The following is a 25,140-nucleotide window of genomic DNA, read 5'->3' as shown; positions in this document are numbered from 1 at the left end:
GAGGGGGTCGACGGGGCACCTCCTACGGTTATGACCACCTACGTCGTAACGATCCCCGGAACCCTCCTCGCCGACCGCACCGAGGAGCGGACCCAGGCCCTCAAGCAGGCTCTGCGCCCCGCCGATCCGCGGGCCACCCGCATCGGCGAGGCCGAGCACCTGGAAATGCTCACCTTCTACAGCGGGTCCTCGGCCTTCAGCGTGCGCCTGGAGGTGGAGGCCGACGACACCGTCGCCGCCGAGCACGACGCGCGCCGCACCGTCACCGACGCCCTGCGCACGGCGGGCTACGCCGAGGACGAGGCACCTCTCGGAGACGCGGTCATCACGGGCATCACCACGGAGTGACCACGCGCTCGGCGCACGACGGTCGTGGACCGTCGTGCGCCGAGTCCGTGTGCCGGAGTCCGTGTGCCGGGCGCCGAGCGAGCCGTCACGGGGCCTGCTTGCGCACCCCGCGCAGGATCGCGGGCAGGCGCGGCCTCCGGCGTTCGCCGACGGGTCCCCCCGCGTCATCGGCCTCCCTCGCCGGGATCTCCTCCTCCCGGCGCCGCTGCCACCAGTGGCGCCGCCGCGGGTGCAGCGCACGACCGAGCCGACGGCCCAGAATCAGGTAACCGGTGAAGGCGCCGAGCGAGTTGAGGATGACGTCGTCGATGTCGAAGGCCCGCCCGGTGACCAGGAGTCCCTGGGCCACCTCGACGGTCAGCATCACGAAGGCGGTCATCGCGACCACGCGCAGCAGCCCCCGGGTCCTCGGAAACAGCACCGGCAGGAGCACGCCGAACGGCATGCCGAGCACCACGTTGCCGCCGACCTGCTTCACCGTGTCCCGCCAGTCGGGCTGGGCGAAATAGGCGCGGATCGAGTCTCCCGGACGCAGGTTGGTGTGCGTCAGACGGACGGATCCGGGCGACGGGACGAGCGTGGCACGGGCCAGCAGCACCGCGAAGCCCACCATGCAGACGAAGCCCACGATCAGGACGGCGGCGCGCGCGGCCGTCGCCCGCCACGTGTGCCGTTGGAGCCGGGGTTCCGACCGGGGCTCTGATTGGTGCCGAGGTTCTGATGCCATGCCCCGCCGGGTACCCCCTGCTTCGTCGCACACGCCCCCGAACGGCCGGGCGAACGGCAGCCCCGCGCCGCCAACGCGCCCCGGAGGGTCCGGGGTTCGGCGAACGCCATGGTACGGACCTATTGACGCGTTCACGCCGGAGTTCTACGGTCTTCTCGTTCACATCCAAGCCTCATGTTCAGCATGTTGAACACGCGGAAAGCGATGCGGCCTGACGCCGACTCGCCGCGCACCGCTTCGCCTTCACCCCCCACGCCCCCACGCCCTTCAGGGAAGGCCCCCATGCGCATACGGCCCCTCCTCATCCCCCTCGCCACCGCCGCGGCCGCCGTCGGCAGCCTCGCCTTCACCCCCTCCGCGACATCAACTTCCCCACACCTCAACCCAGTTGCGGCAAACAACGGCTTCGTTCCCGGCAGCGCCGCTGCCGCCGCGGCGCCCGGTGGCAGCTTCGATCTCTCCGTGTGGGAACTCCAGGAGCCGGTGGGCTCCCCCGGATCGCCCACGACGATCCCCTCATCCCGGCTCGAGGGAGCGAACGGGTTCCAGGACGCGTACTTCTACAGCGACTCCCGCGACGGCGCGATGACGTTCTGGGCCCCGGAGAAGGGCGTCACCACCCCGAACTCGAACTACGCGCGCTCCGAGCTGCGCGAGATGAACCGCGACGGCAGCGCCGCGAACTGGCCGCTGGGCGGCACCCACCGGCTCGACGCGACCCTGCGGGTGGTGTCGGTGACGTCCACCGTGTGCGTCGGACAGATCCACCTGGGCACGGGCGGCTCGTCCACCAAGCCGCTCCTCGAGCTGTACTACCGCTCCAACGGCGACATCGTCCTCGGCACGGAGAACTCACCGTCGGGCGGCCAGACGCTCCACACGGTGGGCAAGGTGGCGGTGGGCAAGACCTGGAGCTACACGATCGGCGTATCCAGCGGCCACACCATCGATCTGACGGTCGACGGGAGCACCACGCACCACGCGATCCCGTCCTCCTTCAACAGCTACCGCCAGTACTTCAAGGCGGGCTCGTACAACCAGTCGTCGTCGAGCAGCACGACCAAGGGCGCGCGCGTGGCGTTCTACAAGCTCTCCGTCTCCCACGGCTGAGCCCCGGCTCCCGGCTTTCACAGCGAGCTCCGGGGATCCGGCATCCGGCATTCGCCCAGGTGCCTACCCGCCCCTGGCGTGCGGCCCCCCAATGGACGACCCGAGTGGCATAACGGTTCCCGCCCCGGGCACTCTTCCCGACAGGGCCCCCGGCCACCCGGAACACTTCATCGCCCGCACCGCCGTCCGCGGCGGTGCGGGCCCACCTACGTTGGGATGGAACGCGCCATGAGCATCATCGCCTGGATCCTGATCGGCCTTCTCGCCGGCGCCATCGCCAAAGCCCTCATGCCTGGCAGGGACCCGGGCGGCTGCCTCGTCACCATGCTCATCGGCATCGTCGGTGGCCTCCTCGGCGGCTGGCTCGGCAAGGTCATCTTCCACGTCCACTCCATCAAGGGCTTCTTCCACCTCTCGACGTGGATCGCCGCGATCATCGGCTCGGTCATCGTGCTCGCCCTCTACCGCCTCTTCGTCGGCAGCCGCAGCCGTAACTGAGGACGCCTGAACCGAGGCCGCGCCGGGGGCCCGCACCCTTCCCGGCAGTGGGCCTTCGGCCAGTCGGTACATCTGCCTGCGCCACGCGGGCCGCCTGACGCACACTCGACGGTGCCGGAAGATCCCGGACGGGAAGTACCGCCGAACAGGCCCTGCGTGGAAGGGAATCGATGAGGCCGACCACCATGCTCCGCACCGCGTTACGAGGGCCGCGCCGCAGCGTACTGCCGGCGCTCGCGCTGGCCGCCGCCCTCCTGTCGCCACCGGCCGCCGCCCACGCGGCCCCCGCGTGCGGGGCCATCACGGCCGCCGCCCCCGTGCAGGTCGCCCAACTGCCCGACTGGGCCGAGTCGATCGCCGTCGACGCACGGGGGCGGATGTTCGCCACCGCCTACTTCACCGGGCGTGTCTACCGCATCGACGAGCCGGGCAGCAGCCCCGTCGCCCTCACCGGACCGATCGGGGCCGATGGCGGCATCGTCGTCCGCGCGGACGGCCGGCTCCTCGTCGGCACCGGCAACGACATCGGGCACTCCCTCACCGGCGACCTCCTTCCGGTCTCCAAGCTCCTGGAAGTGGACCCCGACTCCGGCGCGGTCAGCACCTACGCCTCGGGCCTGAGCGGCATCGACGGGGTGGCCCTGGCACCGGACGGCACCGTCTACACCACCACCGTGGGCGGCCGGAACATCGGCCGTGTCACACCCGGCGGACAGGTCGACCCGGCCTGGGCCCACGTACAGCAGCCGAACGGCATCGCCGTCTCACCCGACGGCGATCAGGTCTACGTCATCCAGACGACCGTGGCACCGGCCCTGTATCGCATCGGCGTCGACGACCCCGCCCACCCTCGACGCTGGATCCCCGCGGGGGTGCCCGACGCCCTCGCGCTTCCCGACGGTCTCACCCTCGACAGCCGGGGACGCCCACTGATCGCCACCCACGCCGCAGGCCAGATCTGGCGGGCCGAACAGGGGGCGCTCTGCTCGGTGCAGTCGGGCCTGTACCTCTCCACGCAGATCACCTACGGACACGGCGATCACGGCTTCGGCGCGGGCAGGCTCTACCGTTCGGGTGTGGACGGGAAGATCTACGAAGTCCCCGCGGGCGCCGACCCGTCGGGACGGTAGGGACACGCGGCCGGCGGCGCATGCTCCGGCCGTTCCAGGGCAGACGCACCGATACCGCTGGAGTTCAGCACGCGCCATGCGTGAGGGTTCGAGGGAGGCTGCTTCGATGTCGGTACTTGGGCGTTTTCCCGCTGGTGGACCGCGTGGGTCTTGGCCGGCCGAGGAGCTGGCAGCTCAGCTCAGGAGGCGTGGCCGGGCCGCCACGGTCGTGATGGACCTGGAGAGCGACGCGTTCCTCGTGGTCGAGCGGCATCGCGACGAAGCCGCATAACTGCCGCTCCCACCGAGCACGTTGGACGGTCACTCACCCCCGAGGCGAGTCCGGGCGGGCCCGGAGGCCCCGGGGGTGAGTGCGGTTCAGCCGCCCACGTAGGCCGCCAGGTGTTCGCCCGTGAGGGTGGTGCGCGCGGCGACCAGATCGCTGGGCGTCCCTTCGAAGACGATCGTGCCGCCGTCGTGGCCCGCGCCGGGACCGAGGTCGATGATCCAGTCGGCGTGCGCCATGACCGCCTGGTGGTGCTCGACGACGATGACCGACTTGCCGGAGTCGACGAGCCGGTCGAGCAGCCCGAGCAGTTGCTCGACATCGGCGAGGTGGAGTCCGGCCGTGGGCTCGTCGAGGACGTAGACGCCACCCTTGTCGGCCATGTGGGTGGCGAGCTTGAGGCGCTGGCGCTCGCCGCCGGACAGCGTGGTGAGCGGCTGGCCGAGGCTGACGTAGCCGAGACCCACGTCGGCGAGGCGGGTGAGGATGCGGTGCGCGGCCGGCGTCGCGGCGTCTCCCGCGGCGAAGAACTTCTCGGCCTCGGTCACCGACATCGCGAGCACCTCGCTGATGTCACGCCCCCCGAAGTGGTAGTCGAGCACCGCCGCCTGGAACCGCTTGCCGTCGCACTCCTCGCAGGTGGTGGCGACGCCGGCCATCATCGCCAGGTCGGTGTAGACCACGCCCGCGCCGTTGCAGGTGGGGCAGGCGCCCTCGGAGTTGGCGCTGAACAGTGCCGGCTTCACGTCGTTGGCCTTGGCGAACGCCTTGCGGATCGGGTCGAGCAGGCCGGTGTAGGTGGCCGGGTTGCTGCGGCGCGAACCGCGGATCGGGCTCTGGTCGACCGCCACGACGTCCTCGCCCGCCGGGACCGACCCGTGCACGAGCGAACTCTTGCCGGAGCCGGCCACACCGGTGACGACGGTGAGCACGCCGAGCGGGACGTCCACGTCCACGTTCCGCAGGTTGTGTGCCGTCGCGCCGCGGATTTCCAGGGTGCCGGTGGGCTCGCGGACGGTCTCCTTCACCGCGGCGCGGTCGTCGAAGTGGCGGCCGGTGATGGTGCCGCCGGTGCGCAGCCCTTCGACTGTGCCCTGGAAGCAGACGGTGCCGCCACCGGTTCCCGCACCCGGGCCGAGGTCGACGATGTGGTCGGCGATCGCGATCGTCTCCGGCTTGTGCTCCACGACGAGCACGGTGTTGCCCTTGTCCCGCAGCCTCAGCAGCAGTTCGTTCATCCGCTGGATGTCGTGCGGGTGGAGCCCGATGGTGGGCTCGTCGAAGACGTAGGTGACATCGGTCAGCGAGGATCCGAGGTGGCGGATCATCTTCACGCGCTGCGCCTCCCCTCCGGACAGCGTGCCGGAGGGGCGGTCGAGCGAGAGGTAGCCGAGGCCGATCTCGACGAACGAGTCGAGGGTTTCCAGGAGCGATGCGATCAGCGGCGCCACCGAGGGCTCCTTGAGACCGCGGACCCACTCGGCCAGGTCCCTGATCTCCATGGAGCACAGGTCGGCGATGTTCTTGCGCTTGATCTTCGAGGAGCGCGCGCCCTCGTTGAGCCGGGTGCCCTCGCACTCGGGGCAGACGGTGAACGTGACGGCCCGCTCCACGAACGCCCTGATGTGGGGCTGCATCGAGTCCGTGTCCTTGGACAGCATCGACTTCTGCACCCGCGGGATCAGGCCCTCGTACGTCATGTTGATCCCGGCGATCTTCATCCGGGTCGGCTCGCGGTGGAGGAGGTCCTTGAGCTCGCGCTTGGTGAACTCGCGGATCGGTTTGTCCGGGTCGAAGAAGCCCGACTCGCAGTAGAGGCGGGAGTTCCAGCCGCCCCCGGTGTAGCCGGGAATCGTGAACGCGCCGTCATTGAGCGACTTGCTGTCGTCGTACAGCTGCGTCAGGTCGATGTCGGTGACCGAGCCCCGGCCCTCGCAGCGCGGGCACATGCCGCCGGTGATGCTGAAGGTGCGCTTCTCCTTCATTTCCTGGCCGCCGCGGCGCACGGTGACCGCGCCGGCCCCGCTGATCGAGGCGACGTTGAAGGAGAACGCCTTGGGCGAGCCGATGTGGGGCTTGCCGAGCCTGCTGAAGAGGATGCGCAGCATGGCGTTGACGTCGGTGGCGGTGCCGACCGTGGAGCGCGGGTCGCCGCCCATCCGCTGCTGGTCCACGGTGATGACGGTCGTCAGGCCGTCGAGCACGTCGACCTCGGGCCGGGCGAGGGCCGGCATGAAGCCTTGGACGAAGGCGCTGTAGGTCTCGTTGATCAGCCGCTGCGACTCCGCGGCGATCGTGTTGAACACCAGCGAGCTCTTGCCCGATCCCGAGACCCCTGTGAAGACCGTGAGGCGGCGCTTGGGGATCTCGACGCTGATGTCCTTGAGGTTGTTCACACGCGCTCCGTGCACACGGATCAGATCGTGGCTGTCGGCGGCGTGCGGCGCCGGCGACTGCGGCTTGGTCCTGGTGGCCATGCTGGTCGTGTTCTCCATCTGTCCGGCATCGGTTCGGCGGCGCCGTCTGCGCGGTCTTCGTCGGATGTCGCGGCCCGGCGCGATCCGCCCGGCCGCGAGCGGTACGTACGGTTGTACTTCGTGGACGCGGGCCGGGCAATGCGCGTCCGGCCACGGTTCGGCGGGGCGGGGCGGACGGGTACTCACCCTGGCCGCCCCGGTGTCGGTCCGGCCCCGGCGTCAGCCCTGGATCACGCCGAGTACGTTGCCGTCGGGGTCGGTGAACGTGGCCACCAGACGGCCGCCGCCCACGTCGTGCGCGGCGTCCTTGATCTTGGCGCCCGCGGCCGTCACCTCGGCGAGCTTCGCCTCGATGTCCGGCACGTGCCAGTACGCCACCGGCGAGGTCATGCCCTGGTCGGCGCCGCCCGGCACCAGGCCGATCTGCTGGCCCTCGGCCTCGAAGCCGACGTAGTACGGCTCGTCGCTCGTCGGTCCGACGCCGAGCAGAGCGGTGTACACCGCCTTGGCCGCCGCGAGGTCGGTGACGGGGTGCAGCACGGTCTTGATTCCCTGTGTGGCTGAGCCGGTCATGGTCACTCCTGACGTCGTGGGCCGCTCGGCCCGGGGTGTGTCGTGTCCGCCACGTTAGCCACGGCCCGGGGGCCACGCTTCTCCAATCCTGACCGGTTTCCCCCCGGGTCCCGCATCCGTCCGCGGAGGAAGGACTGGGCCTGTCCGCCGGGCGCCGGGAACGCACGGCGAAGCCCCCGGCCAGGGAGCGGCCGGGGGCTCGAGGACCGCAGGTCAGGAGCGGTCGCGCTTGTCGCCGAGGGAGTCGCTGACGCCCTTGGCGCGCTCCTTGGCGCCCTCCATCGCGTCCTTGGCCTTGCCCTTGGCCTGGTCGGTCTTGCCCTCGGACTTCATCCGGTCGTTACCGGTGGCCTTGCCGGCCATTTCCTTCGCCTTGCCCTTGACCTTGTCCATGCCACTCTCGCCCACGGCGAACTCCTGTTGGTCGGGATCACTGACGACACAAACCTAGGACATATAGCGACATACCGCCCGACAAGGAGCGTGAGAAGGGGCCGTTGGTGGCCGCCGCCGGCGACCGGCGGCGTGCCCCGGACCCGCGACGGGGCAGGATGGCGTCATGAGCCTTCCCGACGCCATCACCTCCACCCTCGCCGCCCGCGACAAGGTCGACTCCGAGCAGGACTTCGGCCGCACCCGTCAGATCATGACGTTCGTCCATGCGACGGGCGACACCGAGGCGGTCGAACTCGGCATGTTCGAGGGCCCGTTGCCCATTCCCACCGTCGGACAGGCCGTCACCCTGTGGATCACCGGCCATCCCCTGGTCGTCCAGCGCGTGGAGACGCACTACGGGCTCGGCGGCGCCGACACCCACCCCGGGCGCGAGCAGGTCGCCTCCGTCATCGTGTTCGTGGCGCCCCGAACGAGCTGACGCGAAGGCCGGTCGGCGGCCCGTGGCCCCGCTCCGTCGCCGGTGCGGAGCCGCGGGAGCCGGTCACACGCCGGAGGCCACCGAGTCCTGGCGCGAGCGCGGCGCCGGCTCCGCCGCCGGGCCGCTTCCACTCGCTCCGGGGGCCGCCGTGCGCGCCGGCCGCACCAACGCGAGGACGACGAGGCCGCCGAGCGCGGCCGCGGCTGCGGACAGCAGGAAGACACGGTCGAGACCGGCCGCGAAGGCCTGGTGCACGAGCCGCTGAGCGGCCTCGCGGTGGCCGGCCGGCGCCGCTTCGACCAGGCGCTGCGCCTGTCCGCCGGCCAGCGCGGCCGCGCCCCCGCCGGCGTCCGGGACCGCGCCGGAGGCGGTGAGCGTGTCGGCCGCGCGGCTGGTGAAGAGCGCGCCGAGGACGGCGATGCCCAGGGTCATGCCCAACTGGCGGAAGGTGTTGACCGCTCCGCCGGCCATGCCCGCGCGCTGGGGCGGCACGGTGGAGGCGGCGGCCGAGACCAGCACCGGCGTGGCGAGACCGACGCCGATGCCGGCGACCACGAGTCCCCACACGAGCGAGGACCGCCCCGCGTCGGCGGTCATTCCGGCGCGCAGCAACAGCATGCCGGCCGCGACGAGCAGGAGCCCCACGCCGATCGGGTAGCGCGGAGCCAGCCGCTGGATGTGACGGCCGGCGAAGACGGCGACGACGAAGGACGCGGCCGCCAGCGGTGTCAGGGCGAGCCCCGCCGCGACGGGGCTGAGCCCCAGCACGGACTGGAGCCACAGCGAGACCAGCACCAGGCACCCGAAGGCGCCGCCCTGCAACAGCAGCGCGCCGCTCATGAGACCGGCGAACGACGGGCGGCGCAGCAGCGCCAGGTCCAGCATCGGGGAACCGCCGCGCAGCGCGGTGCGGTGCTCGATCACCACGAACGCCGCGAGCGCGAGGACGGTGACGGCGAAGGCGGCCAGGGTCACGCCTCCGGTCCAGCCCGCCTCACCGCCGCGTATGAGCCCGTAGGTGAGGGCGCCGGCCGCCACGGTGAAGGCGGTCGCACCGGGCAGGTCGATGCGGGCCGGCGTGCCCGATGCCGTACGCGGCCGGTCGGGCCGCACCACCCGGAGCGTCATGACGATGGCGACGGCGGCGATGGGCAGGTTGACCCAGAAGATCGTCGGCCAGCTGAGGTGCTCGGTGAGCAGCCCGCCGAGCAGCGGCCCCGCCGCGGCGGCGGCTCCGTTGGCCGCGCCCCACACGCCGAAGGCGGTGCCGCGGTCCCTGCCGCGGTACGAGCCGAGCAGGAGGGCGGGGGCGGTGGCGAACATCGCGGCGCCTCCGACGCCCTGCACCACGCGGGCGGCGATCAGCACGCCGGCGTTGGGGGCGAGGCCGCACAGGAGGGACGCCGCGGCGAACAGGGCGAGGCCGTAGACGTAGAAGCGCCGGTGGCCGAAGCGGTCCGCGAGGGATCCGGAGGCCAGCAGCAGGGCGGCGAGCGCCAGGGCGTATCCGTCGATCACCCACTGCAGGGAGGTGAAGGAGGCGTCGAGGTCGTCAGCCATGCTGGGCAGTGCCACGTTCACGATGGTCACGTCCACCAGCAGGATGAAGGCGCCAAGGCAGACCGCCGTGAGGGGCCACCACTTGCGCATGTCAGGTTCTCCGATCGGGTCGAGCACGGTGTGCGGATGGAAACGGGCGCCCATGGTCGCGGCGTGTTCCCCGGGAGCGAGTGTTGATGGTCGGCAGGCGATTCAATAAGCCAGTTCGCATGGGATGCGCGAATCCGACATCCTGAGGTCCATGCAGACGTATCTCGACACCATCGACCGTGCGGACCGTGAGCTGTCGGAGGAGGACATGGCGCTGGCCCATGCCCTTCAGATCAATGGACGCGCCTCGTTCCGGGAGATCGCGGACGCCCTCGGGGTCTCCGACCAGACCGCCGCGCGCCGGTGGTCGCGGCTGCGGTCCGCGGGCAGGCTCCGGGTCCTCGGCCTGACCGACCCGCAGCGGCTCGGCGACTCCCCGTGGGTGGTGCGCGTACGGTGTACGCCGGACGCCGCGGCCTCGATCGGCAAGGCCATGGCCCGGCGCACGGACACCAGCTGGGTCAATGTCAGCTCGGGCGGCACCGAGCTCTCCTGCTCGGTGCGCACCCGCGGCGCGGGCATCGAGGAGTCGCTGCTGTTGCAGAAGCTGCCGCGCACGCCCCAGGTGCTGGACGTCTCGGCGCACTGTCTGCTGCACGTGTTCTTCGGGCAGGATCTCAGCACCATCAACAAGCGCGGGCCGCTGACGGCCGCCCAGGTCGCCGCCCTCACTCCCCCGCCCGCCCCGGACCGCGCGTCATCCGCCGATGCGGCGGTACGCCTCGACGAGGGCGACCGCCATCTGCTCGACCTCTTGGCCCGCGACGGCCGGGCGGCGCCTGCGGAACTGGCCGCGGCGACGGGTCTGTCCCGGTCGACGGTGCGGCGCAGGATCAGCGAGCTGCGAACGGCCGGGGTGCTCTACTTCGACGTCGAGTACCACCCGGACGTCCTGCAGTGGAATTTCAGGGCCACGCTCTGGCTGGAGATCGACCCGTCGCGCCTGGCGGAGGCGGGGGCGGCCATCGCGGCGCATCCCGAGGTGTCGTTCGCCGCCGCGGTGACCGGCACGTCCAATCTCTACGCCAGCATCGACGTGGCCAACGCCCAGCTCTTCTACCGCTACCTGACGGAGTCGGTGGCCGCCCTGCCCGGACTGCGCCACACGGTGACGGTGCCGATCCACCGCACCATCAAGGGCCCGGGGCCGTATCTTCCCGTGCGGGCCTAGCCGGTGCCCGTCAGGGGGCCGGCTCCTGAGCCGCGGCGCCGGCGGGCCGCACGGCCGCGCGGCCGCGCGCGAGGTGGCGTTCGGCCGCCTTCACGGCGGCCGCGATGGTCCGCTCCCCCATCAGGACGCACAGGGTGTAGGCGGCGTCGTCCCGGGCCTGACGAGCGCCGGGGTCCAGCGGTGCGCGGGCGGCCCGCCGCTCCCGGCTGCGCAGAAGCGTCAGGAGTTCATGGACGACGGACGAGTGTGGCGACAGCATCGGCGGCTCCGGCATCGACGAAGGGCAAGAGGTGCGCAGCCGCGAAGGACGCTGCGTGCGGGGCGGGTGGGCATCGAGGGCGCCAGGGGAGGCAGGCCGGGGCGCCCCGAGGCGCCAGGGGCCGGCGGATGGGTCCGCCCCTGGAACATGCCTCATCCTGCGCCGCACCCCGCACATTCGCACCCCGAAGCATCACGCTACGTAACGCGCAGCCGACGGAAAGCACATTCCTCGGACCGGAATGAACGCTCCACCTCAATGGTTGCCATATACATCGAACCCGTTCGGCTCGACCTGCCGGTCCCCCGCCGGCCCAGGTCGGCACTGATTCAGCGAGGCACCGTGAACGACCGCACCCCCGAGCAGCCCGCCGAGATCGTGGCCCGGCTGCGCGCCACCTTCCGCTCCGGCCGCACCAGGCCCGTCGAGTGGCGGGTCACGCAGCTGCGCCGGCTGCGCGACATGCTCACCGAGCACGGCAGCGATCTCGCCGAGGCCCTCCACGCCGATCTGGGCAAGAGCACCACCGAGGCCTTCCGCACCGAAATCGACTTCACCGTCCGCGAGATCGACCACACCCTGGACCACCTGGACGCATGGCTGCGCCCCGAGCGCGCGCCGGTGCCGGCGCACCTCGGCGAGGACGCGACGGCCTGGACGCAGTACGACCCGCTGGGTGTGGTCCTGGTCATCGCGCCCTGGAACTACCCGGTGCAGCTCCTGCTGACGCCGATGCTCGGCGCGCTGGCCGCCGGCAACGCGGTCGTCGTCAAGCCCAGCGAGCTGGCGCCCGCCGCGTCCGCGGCGATGGCCCGCCTGCTGCCCCGCTACCTCGACACCTCGGCCGTCGCCGTCGTGGAGGGCGCCATACCCGAGACCACGGCCCTCCTGACGGAACGCTTCGACCACATCTTCTACACCGGCAACGGCACGGTCGGCCGCGTCGTGATGCGGGCGGCGGCCGAGCACCTCACCCCGGTCACCCTCGAACTGGGCGGAAAGTCCCCGGCGTTCGTCGACCGCGGCCCCGACCTCGCCGTCGTCGCCGACCGGCTGGCCCGCGGCAAGTTCCTCAACGCCGGCCAGACCTGCGTCGCACCCGACTACGTGCTGACCGACCCGGAGACGGCCCGCGCCCTGGAGCCCGAGTTCGTCCGCGCCGTCGAGGCGCTCTTCGGAGCCGAGCCGCAGCGGTCCGCCGACTTCGGACGCATCGTCAACGAGCGCCACTTCGACCGGCTGAGCGGACTGCTCGACTCGGGCCGCGCCGTGACCGGCGGCGCCACCGACCGCTCCGCCAGGTACATCGCGCCCACCGTTCTCGCCGACGTCGACCCCGCGGCGCCGGTCATGCGCGAGGAGATCTTCGGCCCGCTCCTGCCGATCGTCACGGTCGCGGGCCTGGACGACGCCATCGACTTCATCAACGACCGCGACAAGCCGCTGGCCCTGTACGTCTTCACCGACTCCGCCGCCACCCGCGAGCGCCTGGCCGCCGAGACGTCGTCCGGAGGCCTCGGCTTCGGGCTGCCGCTGGCCCATCTGACCGTCTCCGACCTGCCGTTCGGCGGTGTCGGCGAAAGCGGCATGGGCAGCTACCACGGGCGCTACTCCATCGAGACGTTCAGCCACCGCAAGGCCGTATTGGACAAGCCCCTCGGCTGACCGCTGCCGTCGCGGGCCCTGTTTCGATGACGCCCCGGACAGGCGGGTGACCTGTCCGGGGCGTCATGGCTACATCAACTCCCGTGCACAACGGGGTCGGCCGCTCCACCGTCCGGGAAGCCCTGCGCGCGCTCGCCGGCGCCGGCCTCGTCCAGGCCCGCCAGGGCGCCGGCGTCTTCGTCGTCTCCACGACACCCCGGGAGAGCTGGTCCACGCAGCTCCGCCGCGCGGCGGTGGCCGACGTGTACGAGGTACGGACGCTGATGGAGGTCGAAGCGGCCCAACTGGCCGCCCGGCGCCGGACCGCGGCGGATCTCATCGCGATCGACGCGGCCCTTGCCGAGCGTCGCGCGGCCGGGAGCGGCGGCACCGCGGCCTTCGTGGACGCCGACATCGCCCTGCACGCCGCCGTGGTCGCCGCGGCGTACAACCCTGTCCTCACCGCCCTGTTCACCGAGTTCGTACCGGCTCTGCGACAGGGCCTGATCGACCTGGTGGACCTCCTCGACCTGCGGTCGGGCGACCCCCACCACGGAGACGCCGGACACGCCGCCCTCGTGGAGTCCATCACCCAGGGCGACCCGGAGGCGGCCGGACACACCGTCCGCGACGAGCTGAACCGCACCCTCTCCCAGCTCCGGTCCGCCTGAGCACCGTGCGACAACTCTCTTTCCCCACAAGGGCGTTGGAGCATGCGACTGTCGTCAGGAGTCCGTAGGCGCGGAACGCCGCAGGCCGACGAACTCGAACCGGGCGAAGACCGCGACGGCGATCGCACCGACCACCATGAAGGCGCGTCCCAGGCCCGTCAGGGGCACGACGTCCACGCACGCCAGGACGAGAAGGAGCGCACAGGACAGGGCGTTGCCCACGACGGCGGCCCCGGCGAGACGGGTGATACGGGGGTGCCCCGCGATCAGGGTCAGCGCCGCGGACCCGCCCAGCATGGCGACACCGAAGGGCACCGACCACGCCACCGGGAGGCCGAGCGGGTCGCGAAGCCATGGGGCGCCGGCGAGCAGGACGACGCCGAAGAGCGCGGTGCTGAAGCCGTCGACGCGCAGGGCGGTGCGCAGCGGGCCGAGCGGCGCGTGGTCGGCGACCGGGCGGCCAACGGACATGACGGGGCTGCTCATGGGGGCTCCTCGGGTTGCCGTGCCGGGCATCGCCGGCGTTGGTTCGTCGTGGTCCGACCGTGCCACCGTGCCGGTCATGACCTCAATGACCTCCGAGGTCATGGAGCCCCCGCAGCACGGCCGATACTCTCGCGATCATGGACGTGAAGCGGCAGACGCGCATAGGAACCCTGTTACGCGAGTGGCGGCTGCGCCGCAGACTCAGCCAGCTCGACCTCGCCCTCCTGGCGGAGACCTCGACCCGCCATCTGTCCTGCGTGGAGACCGGCCGCTCGCACCCGAGCCGGACCATGGTGCTCCGCCTCTCCACCGCCCTGGACGTTCCGCTCCGGGAGCGCAACACCCTGCTGGTGGCCGCAGGTTACGCGCCGGAGTACCGCGAGAGCGGTCTCGACGACGAATCCATGGCGTCGGTTCGTTCCGCGCTCGACATGATGCTGACCTCGCACGAGCCCTATCCCGCCGTGGTCGTCGACCGCTACTGGAACGTACTGACGGGCAACCGGGCCATGTCCGTCTTCATGGACGGCATACCGGCGGCCCTGCTGGAGCCGCGGCCCAATGTGTACCGGCTGGTGCTGCACCCCGACGGCCTGAGCGCGCGGCTGGCCAACCCGGACGAGGTCCGGGCGCTCTTCCTGGAGCGGCTGGCGAGCCAGACGAACGCCACCGGGGACGCGGAACTGCGTGCACTGTACGAGGAGGTCCGCGGCTATCCCGTACCGGCGGGAGGAAGGGGAGCCGGGGCGGCCGACGAGAAGGCGGCACGGCCGGGCCCCATCCAGGTGCCCCTGCGCATCCGCACCCCGTTCGGGGAGTTGTCCCTGTTCGGCACCATGGCCACGTTCGGCGCCCCGGCGGACGTGACGCTCTCCGAGATGGCGATCGAACTCTTCTATCCGCTCGACGAGTTCACGGCCCGGACCCTGCGCGCCCTGGCCTCCGCGTGATCACTGCGTTTGAGATCCGCCGAAATGGCCAGGCGTACGTGTGTCGGACAACGCTATCGACCGCATGCGGAGGTAATTCCATGTCGAGCGACGAAAAGGCCAAGGCGAAGACCGAGCAGGCCAAGGGCAAGGCCAAGGAAGCGATGGGCCGCATGGTGGGGAACGAGAGCCGCACCGCGGAGGGTCGCGCCGAGCAGGCCAAGGGTGATGCCCGGCAGGCCAAGGAGAAGGCGAAGGACGCCCTCAAGGACTGATCGCCGGCCGGCCCCCGGCCCCGTCGGTCCCCGTATGGGACCGGGCGTGGGCGGCCGGGCGGGCCGCCGGGTTTCGAGGCGTGGAGCAGCGTGGCGCGGGATCCATCGCGCCGCGCTCTCCGTCTTCATCGACCTTTCGGCGATGCCCTTTTGCCCCGCTCGAGGACTTGGGTCCCGGGCTGCCATGGGCCATTGGTCCGCCGATGAGGGACCTTTGCCGTGCATGCGCGCCACCCCCAGGCAGTTCCATGTAGGGCGCCCCCTTCCATTGTCCATTGTCGAACGAGAGAGACGACGCGTGCTGAGCACCGAGGATCATCAGCCTGAGCCGGAGGCAGTCGCCCGGCACCGTCCCCTGTTCCGGGCCATCCACCGCAGGCGCAACCCCGCCCTGCGCCGCTGCGACATCACGGTCACGGACGAGGCCGCCGTCAAGCGCGCGGTCAAGGCCACGGCGCTCGGCAACGCCATGGAGTGGTTCGACTTCGGTGTCTACTCCTACCTCGCGGTCACCATCGGCAAGGTGTTCTTCTCCGGCGCCGGTGACACCATGCAGGTCATCGCGTCGCTGGCGACGTTCGCCGCGGCGTTCCTCGTCAGGCCGCTCGGCGGCATGTTCTTCGGTCCCCTCGGGGACCGCGTCGGCCGCAAGAAGATCCTCGCCCTCACGATGATCATGATGGCCGCGGCGACGCTCTCCATCGGCCTGATCCCCAGTTACGGCACGATCGGCCTCTGGGCGCCCGCGCTGCTCATCCTCTGCCGCATGGTCCAGGGATTCTCGACCGGCGGCGAGTACGGCGGCGCCGCCACGTTCATCGCGGAGTACGCGCCCGACAAGCGCCGCGGCTTCTGGGGGTCCTTCCTGGAGTTCGGCACGCTGATCGGTTACACGGTCGCCGCGTCCATGGTGACCGTCCTGACCGTGGTGCTCAGCGACGACGCGATGCAGCAGTGGGGCTGGCGCATACCGTTCCTGGTGGCCGGGCCGCTCGGGCTCGTGGGCCTGTACCTCCGGCTGAAGCTCGACGAGTCGCCCGCCTTCAAGAAGCTGGAGGAGGCCGGCGCCCCCGGCGCCGAGCGCGAGAAGACCCCGCTCAAGCAGATCCTCTTCGGCAACGGCCGGGCGATGCTGCTGTGTCTGGCGCTGGTCGCCGCTTTCAACATCTGCGACTACATGCTGCTCTCGTACATGCCGACGTACCTTTCGACGCTCGGCTTCAACGAGACCGGCGGCCTCATGGCCATCGTGGCCGTGATGATCGTCCTGATGGCGCTCATCAACTCGGTGGGACGGCTCTCCGACCGCGTCGGCCGGCGTCCGGTGCTCATCGGCGGCTCGCTCGGCTTCATCGTGCTCGCGGTGCCCAGCTTCCTGCTCATCAAGCAGGGCAGCATGGCCGCGGTCTTCGCCGGCCTGCTGGCCCTCGGCCTCGCCCTGGTCTGCTACATGGGCACCATGTCGTCGGCGCTGCCCGCCCTCTTCCCGACCGAGGCGCGCTACGGATCCCTCTCCGTCGGGTTCAACATCTCGGTGTCGCTGTTCGGCGGTACGACGCCGCTGGTGGTCCAGGGCCTGATCGGAGCCACCGGGAACGACCTGATGCCCGCCTTCTACACGATGCTGGCCGCCGCGATCGGCCTGGTGGCCGCGATCGCCATGAAGGAGACGGCGCGCAAGCCCCTCGAAGGGTCCCCGCCTTCGGTCGCCACCGACGAGGAGGCCGCTGAACTCGTCGCCGCGCAGCGTGGTTGACGAGCAACGACGAACAGCGCGACGCATGGGTGCGTCATGAGTGAGGGGCCCCCGGATCCGGGGGCCCCTCACTCATGACGCACCCATGCGCTCGGGTCCGGCCGACCACACAGGGTGAGCTTCGGCCTCAGGACAGTTTCGCTTCGGGGGCGAAGGCGGGCAGCTTCTCGAGACTGCTGCGCACGGCCTCGGCGCCGTACTCGAACATCTGCCGCTCGTAGTCGTCGACCGCGCCGAGCAGTCCCTCGCGGCCTTCGCCCGCCCCCGTCAGGCAGCGGCGCAGCAGGTCGGCGTCGCGCAGCGCGGTGTTCGCGCCGTTGCCGCCGGTCGGGGAAGTGGCGTGGATCGCGTCACCGAGCAGCGTGACCGGGCCGGACGCCCAGCGCTCGCCGGGCTTGACGGCCCGGATGGACAGCAGGGTGCTGTTGTCCGGGTCGGCCTGCTCGATCAGCGCGCGCAGCTCCGGGTGCCACCCGTCCATCCTGGACAGCACGGCATCCTGCGCGGTCAGGTCCCCCAGCGAGCCGTTCGGCGGCAGGATCATGGCCCAGCGCACGTAGTCGCCGATGTCGGGCAGCGCGACGTCGGGGGCCAGTTGCTCGGCGGCCCGCCGGGGCGGGGTACGGAAGCGCATCGCGCCGAGCAGCAGGCTGACGCTGCCGTCCGTGATCTTCGAGCCGTACGCCGTGGACAGACCGGCGAACTCGTCGGTCAGCGGGGTGCGGCCGATGACGAACCGGACGCCGGTGTCGATCGGGGTGGTCCCCGGCGCCAGCGTCCCGCGGACGGTGGAGGTGACACCGTCCGCGCCCACGAGCAGGTCCGCGGTGACCGGGTCGCGGCGGGCGAACCGGGCCCGGACCGTGCCGTTGGCCAGCACGTCATAGCCGGTCAGCGCGGCATCGGTGTGCACGGTGAGGCCGGTCAGCAACAGGTGCCGCAGCACCTGCCGGTCGACCACGATGCCGCTCCGGCCCGTGCCGAGCCTGCCGATCTCGTTCAGCCGCGGATCGAGGACGACCTGCTCGGCGGAGGCATCCATGACGATCTCGTCCAGCAGCGGGTGCCAGCGCGTCGGCAGGCAGTCGCGCACCGCCTGGAAACCGGTCGGGTCCAGCACCAGCCGGTAGCCCTGGAACCGCGCGCCGATCCCCGGGTCGCGCTCGAACACGTCGGCCTCGATCCCGGCACCACGCAGACCCTGCGCGAGAGCCAGGCCTCCCAAACCGGCTCCGACTACGGAAACGCGCATCACATACCTCCAGGACGGCGACACGAACTAAGTTCGTTTTGACGAACCAAGTTCTACTTAACGAACTTAGTTCGTGTCAAGCTATAGTGGCCGGCATGACCGCCGATCCCCGCCAGCGCCGTTCAGCTCTCCACGCCCAGCCCACGCCGGAGTCCACCGCACCGGCACCGCGCAAGAAGCCGATCACCGTCGGACGGATCACGGACGCGGCCCTGGAAGTCGTCGCGGCCGAGGGGTACGACGCTCTGACCATCCGCCGGGTCGCCGCGGTGCTCGGCACCGGTCCGTCGTCCCTGTACGCGCACATCGTCAACAAGGACGACCTCGACGACCTGCTGATCGGCAGGCTCTACGCCGGGGTCGTGCTCCCCGAACCGGACCCGGCCTCCTGGCGCGAGCAGTTGCTCGGGGTCTACACACAGATCCGCGACGTGTACCTGGAATACCCCGGAGTCTCGCGCGCCGCGCTGGCCGTGGTGCCGACCCACCTGGAAACGCTGAGGGTCGGTGAGGGAATCCTCGCGATCCTGCTCGCGGGCGGAATCGAACCGAGGACGGCCGGATGGGCCCGCGACGCGCTCTCCCTCTACGTCAGCGCCTATGCGCTGGAGCAGTCGCTGGTCCGGCAACGGCGCCGGCACGAGGATCAGGAATGGGTGCTCGGCGACGAGGAGCTGCTGGCCCGCTTCACCGCACTGCCCGCCGAGAGATTCCCTCGGACCCGACTCCATGCCGCCGAGCTGATCTCCGGCACGGGACACGACCGCTTCGCCTTCGCCCTCGGCCTGCTCGTGAACAATCTGCGGCCGGCGTCCGACTGACCTGGGGCGCGGGCAGCTTCACAGCAACGCGAAAGGGGCCATGCCGTAGACATGGCCCCGTCGCAAGGCGCTACCGCGTCGGGCCGGGCTACGCCGCCGCGTCGACCATGCCGGTGCGCAGCTTGGCCAGGATCCGCGAGAGCAGGCGCGAGACCTGCATCTGGGAGACACCGAGCTCGTGGCCGATCTCGGCCTGGGTCATCTCCTGGCCGAAGCGCATGTCCACGATCCGCCGTTCGCGCTCGCTCAGCTCCCGCATCAGGGGGGCGAGGGAGCTCAGGTCCTCGACCTTCTCCATGCCGGGGTCGTCGGCGCCGATGCAGTCGGCGAGGGTGCGGCCGTTGACGGTGGGGGCCTGACCGCCGTCGTCCCCGTCGGGAGACATGTCGAGGGAACCGGCGGTGTAGCCGTTGGCGGCCACCAGTCCCTCTATGACCTCTTCCTCGCTCAGCTTCAGATGCGCGGCGAGTTCCTTGATCGTCGGGTCGCGGTCGAGCCGGAGCGCCAGGTGCTCCTTGCCCTTGGCGATCTCGACCCGCAGCTCCTGGAGCCGGCGCGGGACGTGCACCGCCCAGGTGGTGTCCCGGAAGAACCGCTTGATCTCACCGATGATGTACGGCACCGCGAAGGAGGAGAACTCGACCTCGCGCGACAGCTCGAAGCGGTCGATGGCCTTGATCAGACCGATCGTGCCGACCTGGATGACGTCTTCCATGTCGCCCGTGCCGCGGTTGCGGAACCGGCCGGCCGCGAAGCGCACCAGGGACAGGTTCATCTCGATCAGCGTGTTGCGGGCGTACTGGTATTCGCGGGTGCCTTCCTCCAGCACCTGGAGCCGGTCGAAGAACAGCTTCGACAGCTTCCGGGCGTCCTGGGGGGCCACCTTCGCCGCATCGTCGATGTGCGGCAGGTCCTCCATCTCGCGTTGCGTGGTTGAAACCGCCGTCCGGTCCGTCCGGTCCGTCCGCTCCGGTCTCGTCACCTGCGCCGCTGCCATGGGGGTCCTCCCTTGTAGCCATCAACGAAACTGTCGGAGCAGGCGTCTGCCCCCGCGGGTTGGGTTCATGCGTACCCGTGGTGCGGCCACGTGTTCTGAGCCCCACCACACGGCGCAACTTGGCTGAAATGTAGGGGTTGAGGCCTACTTTTGGCTCGAACTCGCGGTCAGGTTCTGGCCCGTAGGGTCGCATGGAGGGGCGTGGCGGGTTGCAGGAGCAGGCCGACGCGGGGGCTCACCGCGGTCCGTGGCAGGTCGAGGCGGAACCGCTGGGCGAGTGTGGCGAGCACGAGGACCGCCTCGACCTGGGCGAAGCGGGCGCCCGGACAGGTCCGCGGGCCGCCGCCGAAGGGGTACCAGGCGTGCTCGGGCACCGCGTCCCGGGCGTCGGCGCCCCAGCGCTGTGGGCGGAACTCCTCGGGCCCGGGGAACCAGCGCGGATCGCGGTGCGTGGTCCAGGTGCTGCACCAGACCGTGGTGCCCACGGGGATGCGGGTGCCGCCCAGCGTCGCTCCTTCGCGGGCGACGGCGGGGATGAGCCACACGGGAGGGTAGAGACGCATGGCCTCGGTGACGATCTGCCGGGTCCAGGTGAGGCGCTCGTAGTCGTCGATGGCAGGCGGCCGTCCGGCCAGCACGTCCTGGAGTTCGGCTTCGAGGCGGGCGCGGGCCTCGGGTGCGCGGGCCAGGAGGTAGAGCGCCCACGTCAGCGCCGTGGAGGTGGTCTCGTGTCCCGCGGCCCACAGGGTGACCGCCTCGTCGCGCACCTCTCGTGGCGAGAGCCGCCGTCCCTCCTCGTCCCGTGCCGCGAGGAGCCTGCTGACCAGGTCGTCGCGCTCCCGCACCCCACGGGCCGGGCCGCGGCGTTCCCCGATGAGCCGGTCGACTTCGCGGTCGATGGTGGCGACCGCGTCCAGCAGGCGCCGCCGCGCCGGCGTCCGCACCCAGCCGGGCAGGAACAGCCCGATGCCGCGCACTTCGGCGCCGACCTCCCGCTCGGCCACGTCCATCGCGTCGCCCAGCGCGCGGGTCTGCTCGCCGAGATCGTTGCCGAACAGGGTGCGCAGCACGATCCGCTGCGTGATGAGCGCCATCTCCCCGCGGACGTCGACGCGCGCCCCGTCGTGCCAGGCGTCGGCCGCCGCACCGGCCGAGTCGACCATGGCGTCGGCGTACGCGCGGACTTGGCGCGGCCGCACGGTGGGCTGGACCAGGGACCGCTTGCGCCGCCAGTCGGCCCCCTTGCTGAGGATGACGCTCCTGCCCGTGATCTGCTTGAACGCCCAGCCGATTTCGAGGATCTCGAAGGTGTCCTCCCGTGCCGCGAGAAGCTCCTTGATGTGGCGGGGGTGGGAGATGAACAGGCTGCGCCGCGGGCCGAGCGACCAGGTGACGGCATCGCCGTAGTCGTCGCGCAGACGCGTCAGGAAGGCGAGGGGGTCCTTGCCGAACGCGAGCAGGTTGCCCAGCGGCGGCACACCGCGCGGTCCGTTGACGGGGTTGAGCGGCAGCGTTGATGCGGGCAACGGGACTCCCCGGGATGGCTGATGGGGCCAACGTAACGGCTCTCCGCCCGCCACTCCGGCACGGCACGACATGGCACTGGACCGCACTGCACGGAACGGCAGACGAGGGGCCCGCACCACGGCACCCGGCTGCCGCGCACACCGGACCGCGCGCGGCACGCACCCTCGCCACGCGCCCCTCAGCTCGTGTACGGCGCCCCGGCGCGGGCGGCTGCCGTAGGGTGTTGGCGTCGCAGCAGCGCGGGAAGCCGGAGCAGAGCAGAGTTGAGCGTGTCCTCGTCCTTTCAGCCGGTCCTGGACCGCATCGCCGCCGAGATCGCCGCCATGCCGGGCCGCGGCCGCCCGGCCGACTACATCCCCGTCCTCGCCTCGGTCGACCCGGAGCGCTTCGGGATGGCCGTCGCCGACCTGGACGGCACGGTGTACGGGGTGGGCGACTGGGAGCACCCCTTCTCGACGCAGTCCATCACCAAGGTGTTCACCCTGGCGCTCTGCCTTTCCCTGGAGGGCGACGAGCTGTGGGAGCACGTCGGCCGTGAGCCGTCCGGCAACCCGTTCAACTCGCTGGTGCAGCTGGAGTACGAAGCCGGCATCCCGCGCAACCCGTTCATCAACGCGGGCGCCCTCGTCGTCACCGACCGCCTCCAGCGCCTGACCGGCAACGCCGCGGACACGCTGCGCGCCTTCCTGCGGGCCGAGTCCGGCAACGACGCGCTCGGCTTCGACGAGGAGGTGGCGTCGTCCGAGGCCGCACACGGCGACCGCAACGCGGCCCTCGCGTATTTCATGGCGTCGTACGGCAACATCACCACGCCGGTACCCGTCCTCCTCGACCAGTACATCCGCCAGTGCGCCGTTCAGGCGTCGTGCGCCGACCTGGCGCGGGCCGCCGGTTTCCTGGCCCGGCACGGCATACGGGCCGACGGCTCCGCGCTGCTCACCCGCAGCCGGGCCAAGCAGGTCAACGCGGTGATGCTGACCTGTGGCACGTATGACGCGGCGGGCGACTTCGCGCACCGGGTGGGCCTGCCCGGCAAGAGCGGCGTCGGCGGCGGCATCATCGCCGTGGTCCCGGGTCGGTGCACCGTGTGCGTCTGGAGTCCCGGCCTCGACGAGCGCGGCAACTCGGTGGCGGGCGTCGCGGCCCTGGACCGCTTCACGACCCTGACGGGCCTCTCGGTCTTCTGACGCTCCCCCGCCCCCGGCCGGACCCTGGCGCCCGTGAGCGGCGGCGGCAGCCGACCTCGGCCCGGACGCGCGCTCCGTCATTACTCCCGACGTAATCGCACTCCACCCCCGCCCCGGGAGACAGTGTGTCCACGCCGCACGACAGCGGCGGGTCGCACCGCACAAGGGGGAGGCTCCCATGCCGTACTTCACGACGCCCACCGACGGAACCCGGCTCCACTTCATCGACTACGGACCGGCCGACGCGACCACCCTGGTCTTCGTCAACAGCGCCTATCTCGGCACCGAGATGTGGGAGTTCCAGATGCTCCCGCTCGCCGTCGAGGGGTACCGGTGCGTGGGGCTCGACCGCCGCGGGCACGGCAAGTCCCAGGACGTATGGGATGGCTACGACCTCGACACGCTCGCCGACGACCTCGGGGCCCTCCTCGACCACCTCGATCTGCGCGACGTCACCCTGATCGGGCACTCCCTCGGCACCACCGAGGCGGTGCGGTATCTGAGCCGGCACGGCAGCGAGCGCGTGGCCCGGCTCGCCCTGGTCGCCGGCATGGCGCCCGGCATCGTACGCGGCGACGACAACCCGGACGGTGTGCCCGCCGAAGCGATCGAGGCGCTCAACGAGACGTTCGCCAAGGACCGCGCCGAGTTCTTCTCGAGCGGAGCCGACGACTACTTCGCCCGCCGGCTACCCGGCAACCACGTCTCGGACGCCTATGTGGCCAAGGTGGTCCAGGACTGCCACGGAGCGACCGCGCGAGCCGCGAGCGCCGTCCTGGCCAACTTCGTGACGCTGGAGATGGCGGCGGAGGCGCGGAAGATCGACGTGCCCACCCTCGTGATCCACGGCGACCAGGACGCCTCCGCCCCCATCGCCCTCACCGGGCGCCGTGCCGCCGCCCTCTTCCCCGGCAGCACGTTGACGGTGTACGAGAACGCGGGGCACGGCCTGTACGTGACGCACGCCGAGCAACTCACGGCCGACATCAGGGAGTTCATCGTCACCCGCTGAACCCGCCGACCCGCTGAGCTCCGGAGCTCGGCACCCCGCCGGAGCGCCGGGGCCGGGCCCCGGACCGGGACCCGGACCGGGACCCGGCCTGATGTTCAGGCGCCGCTCGGGGCCGCCTGCGGCTCGCGCTTCGACGCGGGGGCGCGCCGCGGCAGCAGCAGCGGCGTGGCCAGCATGAGGAGTCCGGCGACGGCGATCGCGGTCCGCGGTCCGGTCAGGCCGGCCAGTACGCCCCACAGCGCGGTCATGGCCGCGGTGGCCGCCTTGCTGGTGACCGACCACGCGGACAGGGTGCGGGCGACCCGGTCCGTGCCGGTCTGTTCGAGCCGGTAGGTGGAGAACACCGGGTTGAAGACGGCGCAGCAGGTGATGAGGCCGAGCTCGACGGTGGCGACGAGCACGAGGCCGGCCGCTCCGGGGCGGACCGGCACGAGCCCGAGCAGCCAGCAGGCACGCAGCACCCCGGCGGCCGTCATGACCCGGTGCTGTCCGTGGCGCGCGACGAGCCGCCGGGAGAGCCGGGCGCCGATGAGGCCGCCGATGCACGGCGCGCCGAAGGCCAGACCGTACTGCCAGAGCGAGAAGCCGAGGGAACCGAGCATGAGCGAGGCGAGCAGCGGGGTGGTCGCCATGATCAGGCCGTTGACCAGCACCGTGTTGAAGAACAGCGGACGCAGCGCGGGGTGCCTCAGGATGTGCCGCCACCCTTCGAGCAGGCCGCCGCGCCGGAGCCCGGTGCGGGGGCCCGTGCGGGGGGCGGGGTGCGCGGGCGGCGTCTCCTTGCCGCCGATCGCCCGGATCCCGAGCGCCGAGAGCAGATAGCTGACCGCGTCGGCCGTCACGGTCGTCACCGGTCCGAACAGGGCGACGGCGAGGCCGCCGAGCGGCGGCCCGAGCATGGTGGCGGTCCACGCGGTGGACTCGAACCGGCCGTTCGCGGTGAGCAGGTCCCCCGGCGGTACCAGGGCCTTGAGGAAGGCGCCGCTCGCCGAGCGGAAGGCGATGTCGGCCGCGCCGACGACGACCGACACGATCACGAGCTGGGCGAAGCCGAGTTGTCCGAGCGCGAACGCGGCGGGAACGCTGATCACCGCGGCGAACCGGGTCAGATCGGTGGCGATCATCACCGGCCGCTTGCGCCGGAACTCCACCCACGGGCCGAGTGGCACCGCGATGACCGCCCCGACCGCGAGCCCGGTCGCGGCCAGCGCCGACACCGCGGCCGGACCGGCGTGCAGGACGACGATCGCGATCATCGGGAACGCGTCGAACGCCAGCATCGTGCCGATCGTGCTGACCCCGTACGCGGCCCACAGCCATCCGAACTCCCGCCCCAGGGACCGTCCGCCCACCCCACGACACCCTTCGCTCCTGCTGCGGGACCGCCCCGCACCGACCGGCGCGATCCAATCCCCCGGCCCGCCCCCGGGTCAAACAACCATCGCGCCGGACCCCACAACCGTGCGTGGTGCGCCGGGCCGTCCGGCCGAGGACCCCGCGC

General features: G+C 71.4%; 26 protein-coding genes. 15 read left to right on the top strand and 11 right to left on the bottom strand.

All coding sequences use genetic code 11. The features are described 5' to 3' along the window. The first annotated feature begins 30 nt into the window (after positions 1 to 30). Entirely contained in the window at positions 31 to 348 is a 318-nt protein-coding gene (locus OG432_RS33215; RefSeq protein WP_328314662.1) for a hypothetical protein, read from the top strand. Between the two features lie 85 nt (positions 349 to 433). Here OG432_RS33215 and OG432_RS33210 read toward each other — a convergent pair whose 3' ends face one another. Continuing rightward, on the bottom strand, positions 434 to 1,075 hold the full coding sequence (locus OG432_RS33210) for a VanZ family protein (RefSeq protein WP_328314661.1): 642 nt from the start codon (positions 1,073 to 1,075) through the stop codon (positions 434 to 436). Between the two features lie 282 nt (positions 1,076 to 1,357). On the opposite strand from OG432_RS33210, the gene OG432_RS33205 reads away from it, so the two are divergent. The 4 genes from OG432_RS33205 to OG432_RS33190 all read left to right on the top strand — a co-directional run bounded on the left by OG432_RS33205 (position 1,358) and on the right by OG432_RS33190 (position 4,084). Then, entirely contained in the window at positions 1,358 to 2,185 is an 828-nt protein-coding gene (locus OG432_RS33205) for a polysaccharide lyase family 7 protein (protein ID WP_328314660.1), read from the top strand. 228 nt (positions 2,186 to 2,413) lie between these two features. Further along, positions 2,414 to 2,683: a GlsB/YeaQ/YmgE family stress response membrane protein gene (locus OG432_RS33200; RefSeq protein WP_328314659.1), complete on the top strand. Its 270-nt coding sequence runs from the start codon at positions 2,414 to 2,416 to the stop codon at positions 2,681 to 2,683. Positions 2,684 to 2,853: 170 nt separating this feature from the next. Next, positions 2,854 to 3,813, top strand: a complete 960-nt coding sequence (locus tag OG432_RS33195) for an SMP-30/gluconolactonase/LRE family protein (protein WP_328314658.1) — start codon at positions 2,854 to 2,856, stop codon at positions 3,811 to 3,813. A 76-nt stretch (positions 3,814 to 3,889) separates the two neighbouring features. Beyond that, positions 3,890 to 4,084, top strand: a complete 195-nt coding sequence (locus OG432_RS33190; protein WP_328314657.1) for a hypothetical protein — start codon at positions 3,890 to 3,892, stop codon at positions 4,082 to 4,084. An 86-nt stretch (positions 4,085 to 4,170) separates the two neighbouring features. On the opposite strand, the gene OG432_RS33185 is transcribed toward OG432_RS33190, so the two are convergent. The 3 genes from OG432_RS33185 to OG432_RS33175 form a co-directional block, all read right to left on the bottom strand. Continuing rightward, a complete protein-coding gene (locus OG432_RS33185; protein ID WP_443058517.1) occupies positions 4,171 to 6,573 on the bottom strand; it encodes an ATP-binding cassette domain-containing protein in 2,403 nt (800 codons plus the stop codon). A 201-nt stretch (positions 6,574 to 6,774) separates the two neighbouring features. Then, on the bottom strand, positions 6,775 to 7,128 hold the full coding sequence (locus OG432_RS33180; RefSeq protein WP_328314656.1) for a VOC family protein: 354 nt from the start codon (positions 7,126 to 7,128) through the stop codon (positions 6,775 to 6,777). 213 nt (positions 7,129 to 7,341) lie between these two features. Further along, positions 7,342 to 7,536: a CsbD family protein gene (locus tag OG432_RS33175; RefSeq protein WP_328314655.1), complete on the bottom strand. Its 195-nt coding sequence runs from the start codon at positions 7,534 to 7,536 to the stop codon at positions 7,342 to 7,344. 151 nt (positions 7,537 to 7,687) lie between these two features. Between OG432_RS33175 and OG432_RS33170 the strand changes: the two genes are divergently transcribed. Further along, a complete protein-coding gene (locus OG432_RS33170; protein ID WP_328314654.1) occupies positions 7,688 to 8,002 on the top strand; it encodes a hypothetical protein in 315 nt (104 codons plus the stop codon). A gap of 63 nt (positions 8,003 to 8,065) precedes the next feature. Here the strand turns inward: OG432_RS33170 and OG432_RS33165 are convergent, their stop codons facing one another. After that, positions 8,066 to 9,706: an MFS transporter gene (locus OG432_RS33165; protein ID WP_328314653.1), complete on the bottom strand. Its 1,641-nt coding sequence runs from the start codon at positions 9,704 to 9,706 to the stop codon at positions 8,066 to 8,068. A gap of 97 nt (positions 9,707 to 9,803) precedes the next feature. Between OG432_RS33165 and OG432_RS33160 the strand changes: the two genes are divergently transcribed. Continuing rightward, the gene (locus OG432_RS33160; protein WP_328314652.1) at positions 9,804 to 10,823 is read left to right on the top strand and encodes an Lrp/AsnC family transcriptional regulator; all 1,020 of its coding nucleotides are present in this window, start codon (positions 9,804 to 9,806) and stop codon (positions 10,821 to 10,823) included. 10 nt (positions 10,824 to 10,833) lie between these two features. On the opposite strand, the gene OG432_RS33155 is transcribed toward OG432_RS33160, so the two are convergent. Next, complete coding sequence (locus tag OG432_RS33155) at positions 10,834 to 11,082, bottom strand: DUF5133 domain-containing protein (RefSeq protein ID WP_328314651.1); 249 nt, start codon at positions 11,080 to 11,082, stop codon at positions 10,834 to 10,836. Positions 11,083 to 11,424: 342 nt separating this feature from the next. Here OG432_RS33155 and OG432_RS33150 point away from each other — a divergent pair, with 342 nt between their 5' ends. Further along, entirely contained in the window at positions 11,425 to 12,747 is a 1,323-nt protein-coding gene (locus OG432_RS33150; RefSeq protein ID WP_328314650.1) for an aldehyde dehydrogenase family protein, read from the top strand. Between the two features lie 83 nt (positions 12,748 to 12,830). After that, on the top strand, positions 12,831 to 13,397 hold the full coding sequence (locus tag OG432_RS33145; RefSeq protein WP_328314649.1) for a FadR/GntR family transcriptional regulator: 567 nt from the start codon (positions 12,831 to 12,833) through the stop codon (positions 13,395 to 13,397). Between the two features lie 54 nt (positions 13,398 to 13,451). On the opposite strand, the gene OG432_RS33140 is transcribed toward OG432_RS33145, so the two are convergent. Then, the gene (locus OG432_RS33140) at positions 13,452 to 13,883 is read right to left on the bottom strand and encodes a hypothetical protein (protein ID WP_328314648.1); all 432 of its coding nucleotides are present in this window, start codon (positions 13,881 to 13,883) and stop codon (positions 13,452 to 13,454) included. Between the two features lie 137 nt (positions 13,884 to 14,020). On the opposite strand from OG432_RS33140, the gene OG432_RS33135 reads away from it, so the two are divergent. The 3 genes from OG432_RS33135 (at position 14,021) to OG432_RS33125 (ending at position 16,843) form a co-directional block, all read left to right on the top strand. Next, positions 14,021 to 14,833, top strand: a complete 813-nt coding sequence (locus OG432_RS33135) for a helix-turn-helix domain-containing protein (protein WP_328314647.1) — start codon at positions 14,021 to 14,023, stop codon at positions 14,831 to 14,833. Positions 14,834 to 14,913: 80 nt separating this feature from the next. After that, the gene (locus OG432_RS33130; RefSeq protein ID WP_328314646.1) at positions 14,914 to 15,087 is read left to right on the top strand and encodes a CsbD family protein; all 174 of its coding nucleotides are present in this window, start codon (positions 14,914 to 14,916) and stop codon (positions 15,085 to 15,087) included. Positions 15,088 to 15,310: 223 nt separating this feature from the next. After that, entirely contained in the window at positions 15,311 to 16,843 is a 1,533-nt protein-coding gene (locus tag OG432_RS33125; RefSeq protein ID WP_443058516.1) for an MFS transporter, read from the top strand. 127 nt (positions 16,844 to 16,970) lie between these two features. On the opposite strand, the gene OG432_RS33120 is transcribed toward OG432_RS33125, so the two are convergent. Further along, the gene (locus OG432_RS33120) at positions 16,971 to 18,095 is read right to left on the bottom strand and encodes an FAD-dependent oxidoreductase (RefSeq protein ID WP_328314644.1); all 1,125 of its coding nucleotides are present in this window, start codon (positions 18,093 to 18,095) and stop codon (positions 16,971 to 16,973) included. 95 nt (positions 18,096 to 18,190) lie between these two features. Here OG432_RS33120 and OG432_RS33115 point away from each other — a divergent pair, with 95 nt between their 5' ends. Then, positions 18,191 to 18,916, top strand: a complete 726-nt coding sequence (locus tag OG432_RS33115) for a TetR/AcrR family transcriptional regulator (RefSeq protein ID WP_328314643.1) — start codon at positions 18,191 to 18,193, stop codon at positions 18,914 to 18,916. Positions 18,917 to 19,004: 88 nt separating this feature from the next. Here OG432_RS33115 and OG432_RS33110 read toward each other — a convergent pair whose 3' ends face one another. Together OG432_RS33110 and OG432_RS33105 are read right to left on the bottom strand one after the other, a co-directional pair. After that, complete coding sequence (locus tag OG432_RS33110) at positions 19,005 to 19,913, bottom strand: RNA polymerase sigma factor SigF (RefSeq protein ID WP_443058515.1); 909 nt, start codon at positions 19,911 to 19,913, stop codon at positions 19,005 to 19,007. 167 nt (positions 19,914 to 20,080) lie between these two features. Further along, positions 20,081 to 21,511, bottom strand: a complete 1,431-nt coding sequence (locus OG432_RS33105; RefSeq protein ID WP_443058514.1) for a cytochrome P450 — start codon at positions 21,509 to 21,511, stop codon at positions 20,081 to 20,083. Between the two features lie 192 nt (positions 21,512 to 21,703). Here OG432_RS33105 and OG432_RS33100 point away from each other — a divergent pair, with 192 nt between their 5' ends. Continuing rightward, on the top strand, positions 21,704 to 22,627 hold the full coding sequence (locus tag OG432_RS33100; protein WP_328314641.1) for a glutaminase: 924 nt from the start codon (positions 21,704 to 21,706) through the stop codon (positions 22,625 to 22,627). A gap of 178 nt (positions 22,628 to 22,805) precedes the next feature. Beyond that, complete coding sequence (locus OG432_RS33095) at positions 22,806 to 23,639, top strand: alpha/beta fold hydrolase (RefSeq protein WP_328314640.1); 834 nt, start codon at positions 22,806 to 22,808, stop codon at positions 23,637 to 23,639. 95 nt (positions 23,640 to 23,734) lie between these two features. On the opposite strand, the gene OG432_RS33090 is transcribed toward OG432_RS33095, so the two are convergent. Further along, positions 23,735 to 24,991 carry an MFS transporter gene (locus OG432_RS33090; protein WP_328314639.1) on the bottom strand — a complete coding sequence of 419 codons (1,257 nt, stop codon included), beginning with the start codon at positions 24,989 to 24,991 and terminating at the stop codon, positions 23,735 to 23,737. Positions 24,992 to 25,140: the final 149 nt, after the last annotated feature.

It is taken from the genome of Streptomyces sp. NBC_00442 (assembly GCF_036014195.1).
Taxonomy (GTDB): domain Bacteria; phylum Actinomycetota; class Actinomycetes; order Streptomycetales; family Streptomycetaceae; genus Streptomyces.
The sequence above is the reverse complement of the archived record's forward strand: the minus strand, read 5'-3'. Positions and strand labels throughout refer to the sequence as shown.

Bases quoted from the DNA above. Each gene is read 5' to 3' on its own strand.
- OG432_RS33215 (WP_328314662.1), top strand. From the start codon at position 31: ATGACCACCTACGTCGTAACGATCCCCGGAACCCTCCTCGCCGACCGC.
- OG432_RS33210 (WP_328314661.1), bottom strand. From the start codon at position 1,075: ATGGCATCAGAACCTCGGCACCAATCAGAGCCCCGGTCGGAACCCCGG.
- OG432_RS33205 (WP_328314660.1), top strand. From the start codon at position 1,358: ATGCGCATACGGCCCCTCCTCATCCCCCTCGCCACCGCCGCGGCCGCC.
- OG432_RS33200 (WP_328314659.1), top strand. From the start codon at position 2,414: ATGAGCATCATCGCCTGGATCCTGATCGGCCTTCTCGCCGGCGCCATC.
- OG432_RS33195 (WP_328314658.1), top strand. From the start codon at position 2,854: ATGAGGCCGACCACCATGCTCCGCACCGCGTTACGAGGGCCGCGCCGC.
- OG432_RS33190 (WP_328314657.1), top strand. From the start codon at position 3,890: ATGCGTGAGGGTTCGAGGGAGGCTGCTTCGATGTCGGTACTTGGGCGT.
- OG432_RS33185 (WP_443058517.1), bottom strand. From the start codon at position 6,573: ATGGAGAACACGACCAGCATGGCCACCAGGACCAAGCCGCAGTCGCCG.
- OG432_RS33180 (WP_328314656.1), bottom strand. From the start codon at position 7,128: ATGACCGGCTCAGCCACACAGGGAATCAAGACCGTGCTGCACCCCGTC.
- OG432_RS33170 (WP_328314654.1), top strand. From the start codon at position 7,688: ATGAGCCTTCCCGACGCCATCACCTCCACCCTCGCCGCCCGCGACAAG.
- OG432_RS33165 (WP_328314653.1), bottom strand. From the start codon at position 9,706: ATGGGCGCCCGTTTCCATCCGCACACCGTGCTCGACCCGATCGGAGAA.
- OG432_RS33160 (WP_328314652.1), top strand. From the start codon at position 9,804: ATGCAGACGTATCTCGACACCATCGACCGTGCGGACCGTGAGCTGTCG.
- OG432_RS33155 (WP_328314651.1), bottom strand. From the start codon at position 11,082: ATGCTGTCGCCACACTCGTCCGTCGTCCATGAACTCCTGACGCTTCTG.
- OG432_RS33140 (WP_328314648.1), bottom strand. From the start codon at position 13,883: ATGAGCAGCCCCGTCATGTCCGTTGGCCGCCCGGTCGCCGACCACGCG.
- OG432_RS33135 (WP_328314647.1), top strand. From the start codon at position 14,021: ATGGACGTGAAGCGGCAGACGCGCATAGGAACCCTGTTACGCGAGTGG.
- OG432_RS33130 (WP_328314646.1), top strand. From the start codon at position 14,914: ATGTCGAGCGACGAAAAGGCCAAGGCGAAGACCGAGCAGGCCAAGGGC.
- OG432_RS33125 (WP_443058516.1), top strand. From the start codon at position 15,311: ATGCGCGCCACCCCCAGGCAGTTCCATGTAGGGCGCCCCCTTCCATTG.
- OG432_RS33120 (WP_328314644.1), bottom strand. From the start codon at position 18,095: ATGCGCGTTTCCGTAGTCGGAGCCGGTTTGGGAGGCCTGGCTCTCGCG.
- OG432_RS33115 (WP_328314643.1), top strand. From the start codon at position 18,191: ATGACCGCCGATCCCCGCCAGCGCCGTTCAGCTCTCCACGCCCAGCCC.
- OG432_RS33110 (WP_443058515.1), bottom strand. From the start codon at position 19,913: ATGGCAGCGGCGCAGGTGACGAGACCGGAGCGGACGGACCGGACGGAC.
- OG432_RS33105 (WP_443058514.1), bottom strand. From the start codon at position 21,511: ATGTCGTGCCGTGCCGGAGTGGCGGGCGGAGAGCCGTTACGTTGGCCC.
- OG432_RS33095 (WP_328314640.1), top strand. From the start codon at position 22,806: ATGCCGTACTTCACGACGCCCACCGACGGAACCCGGCTCCACTTCATC.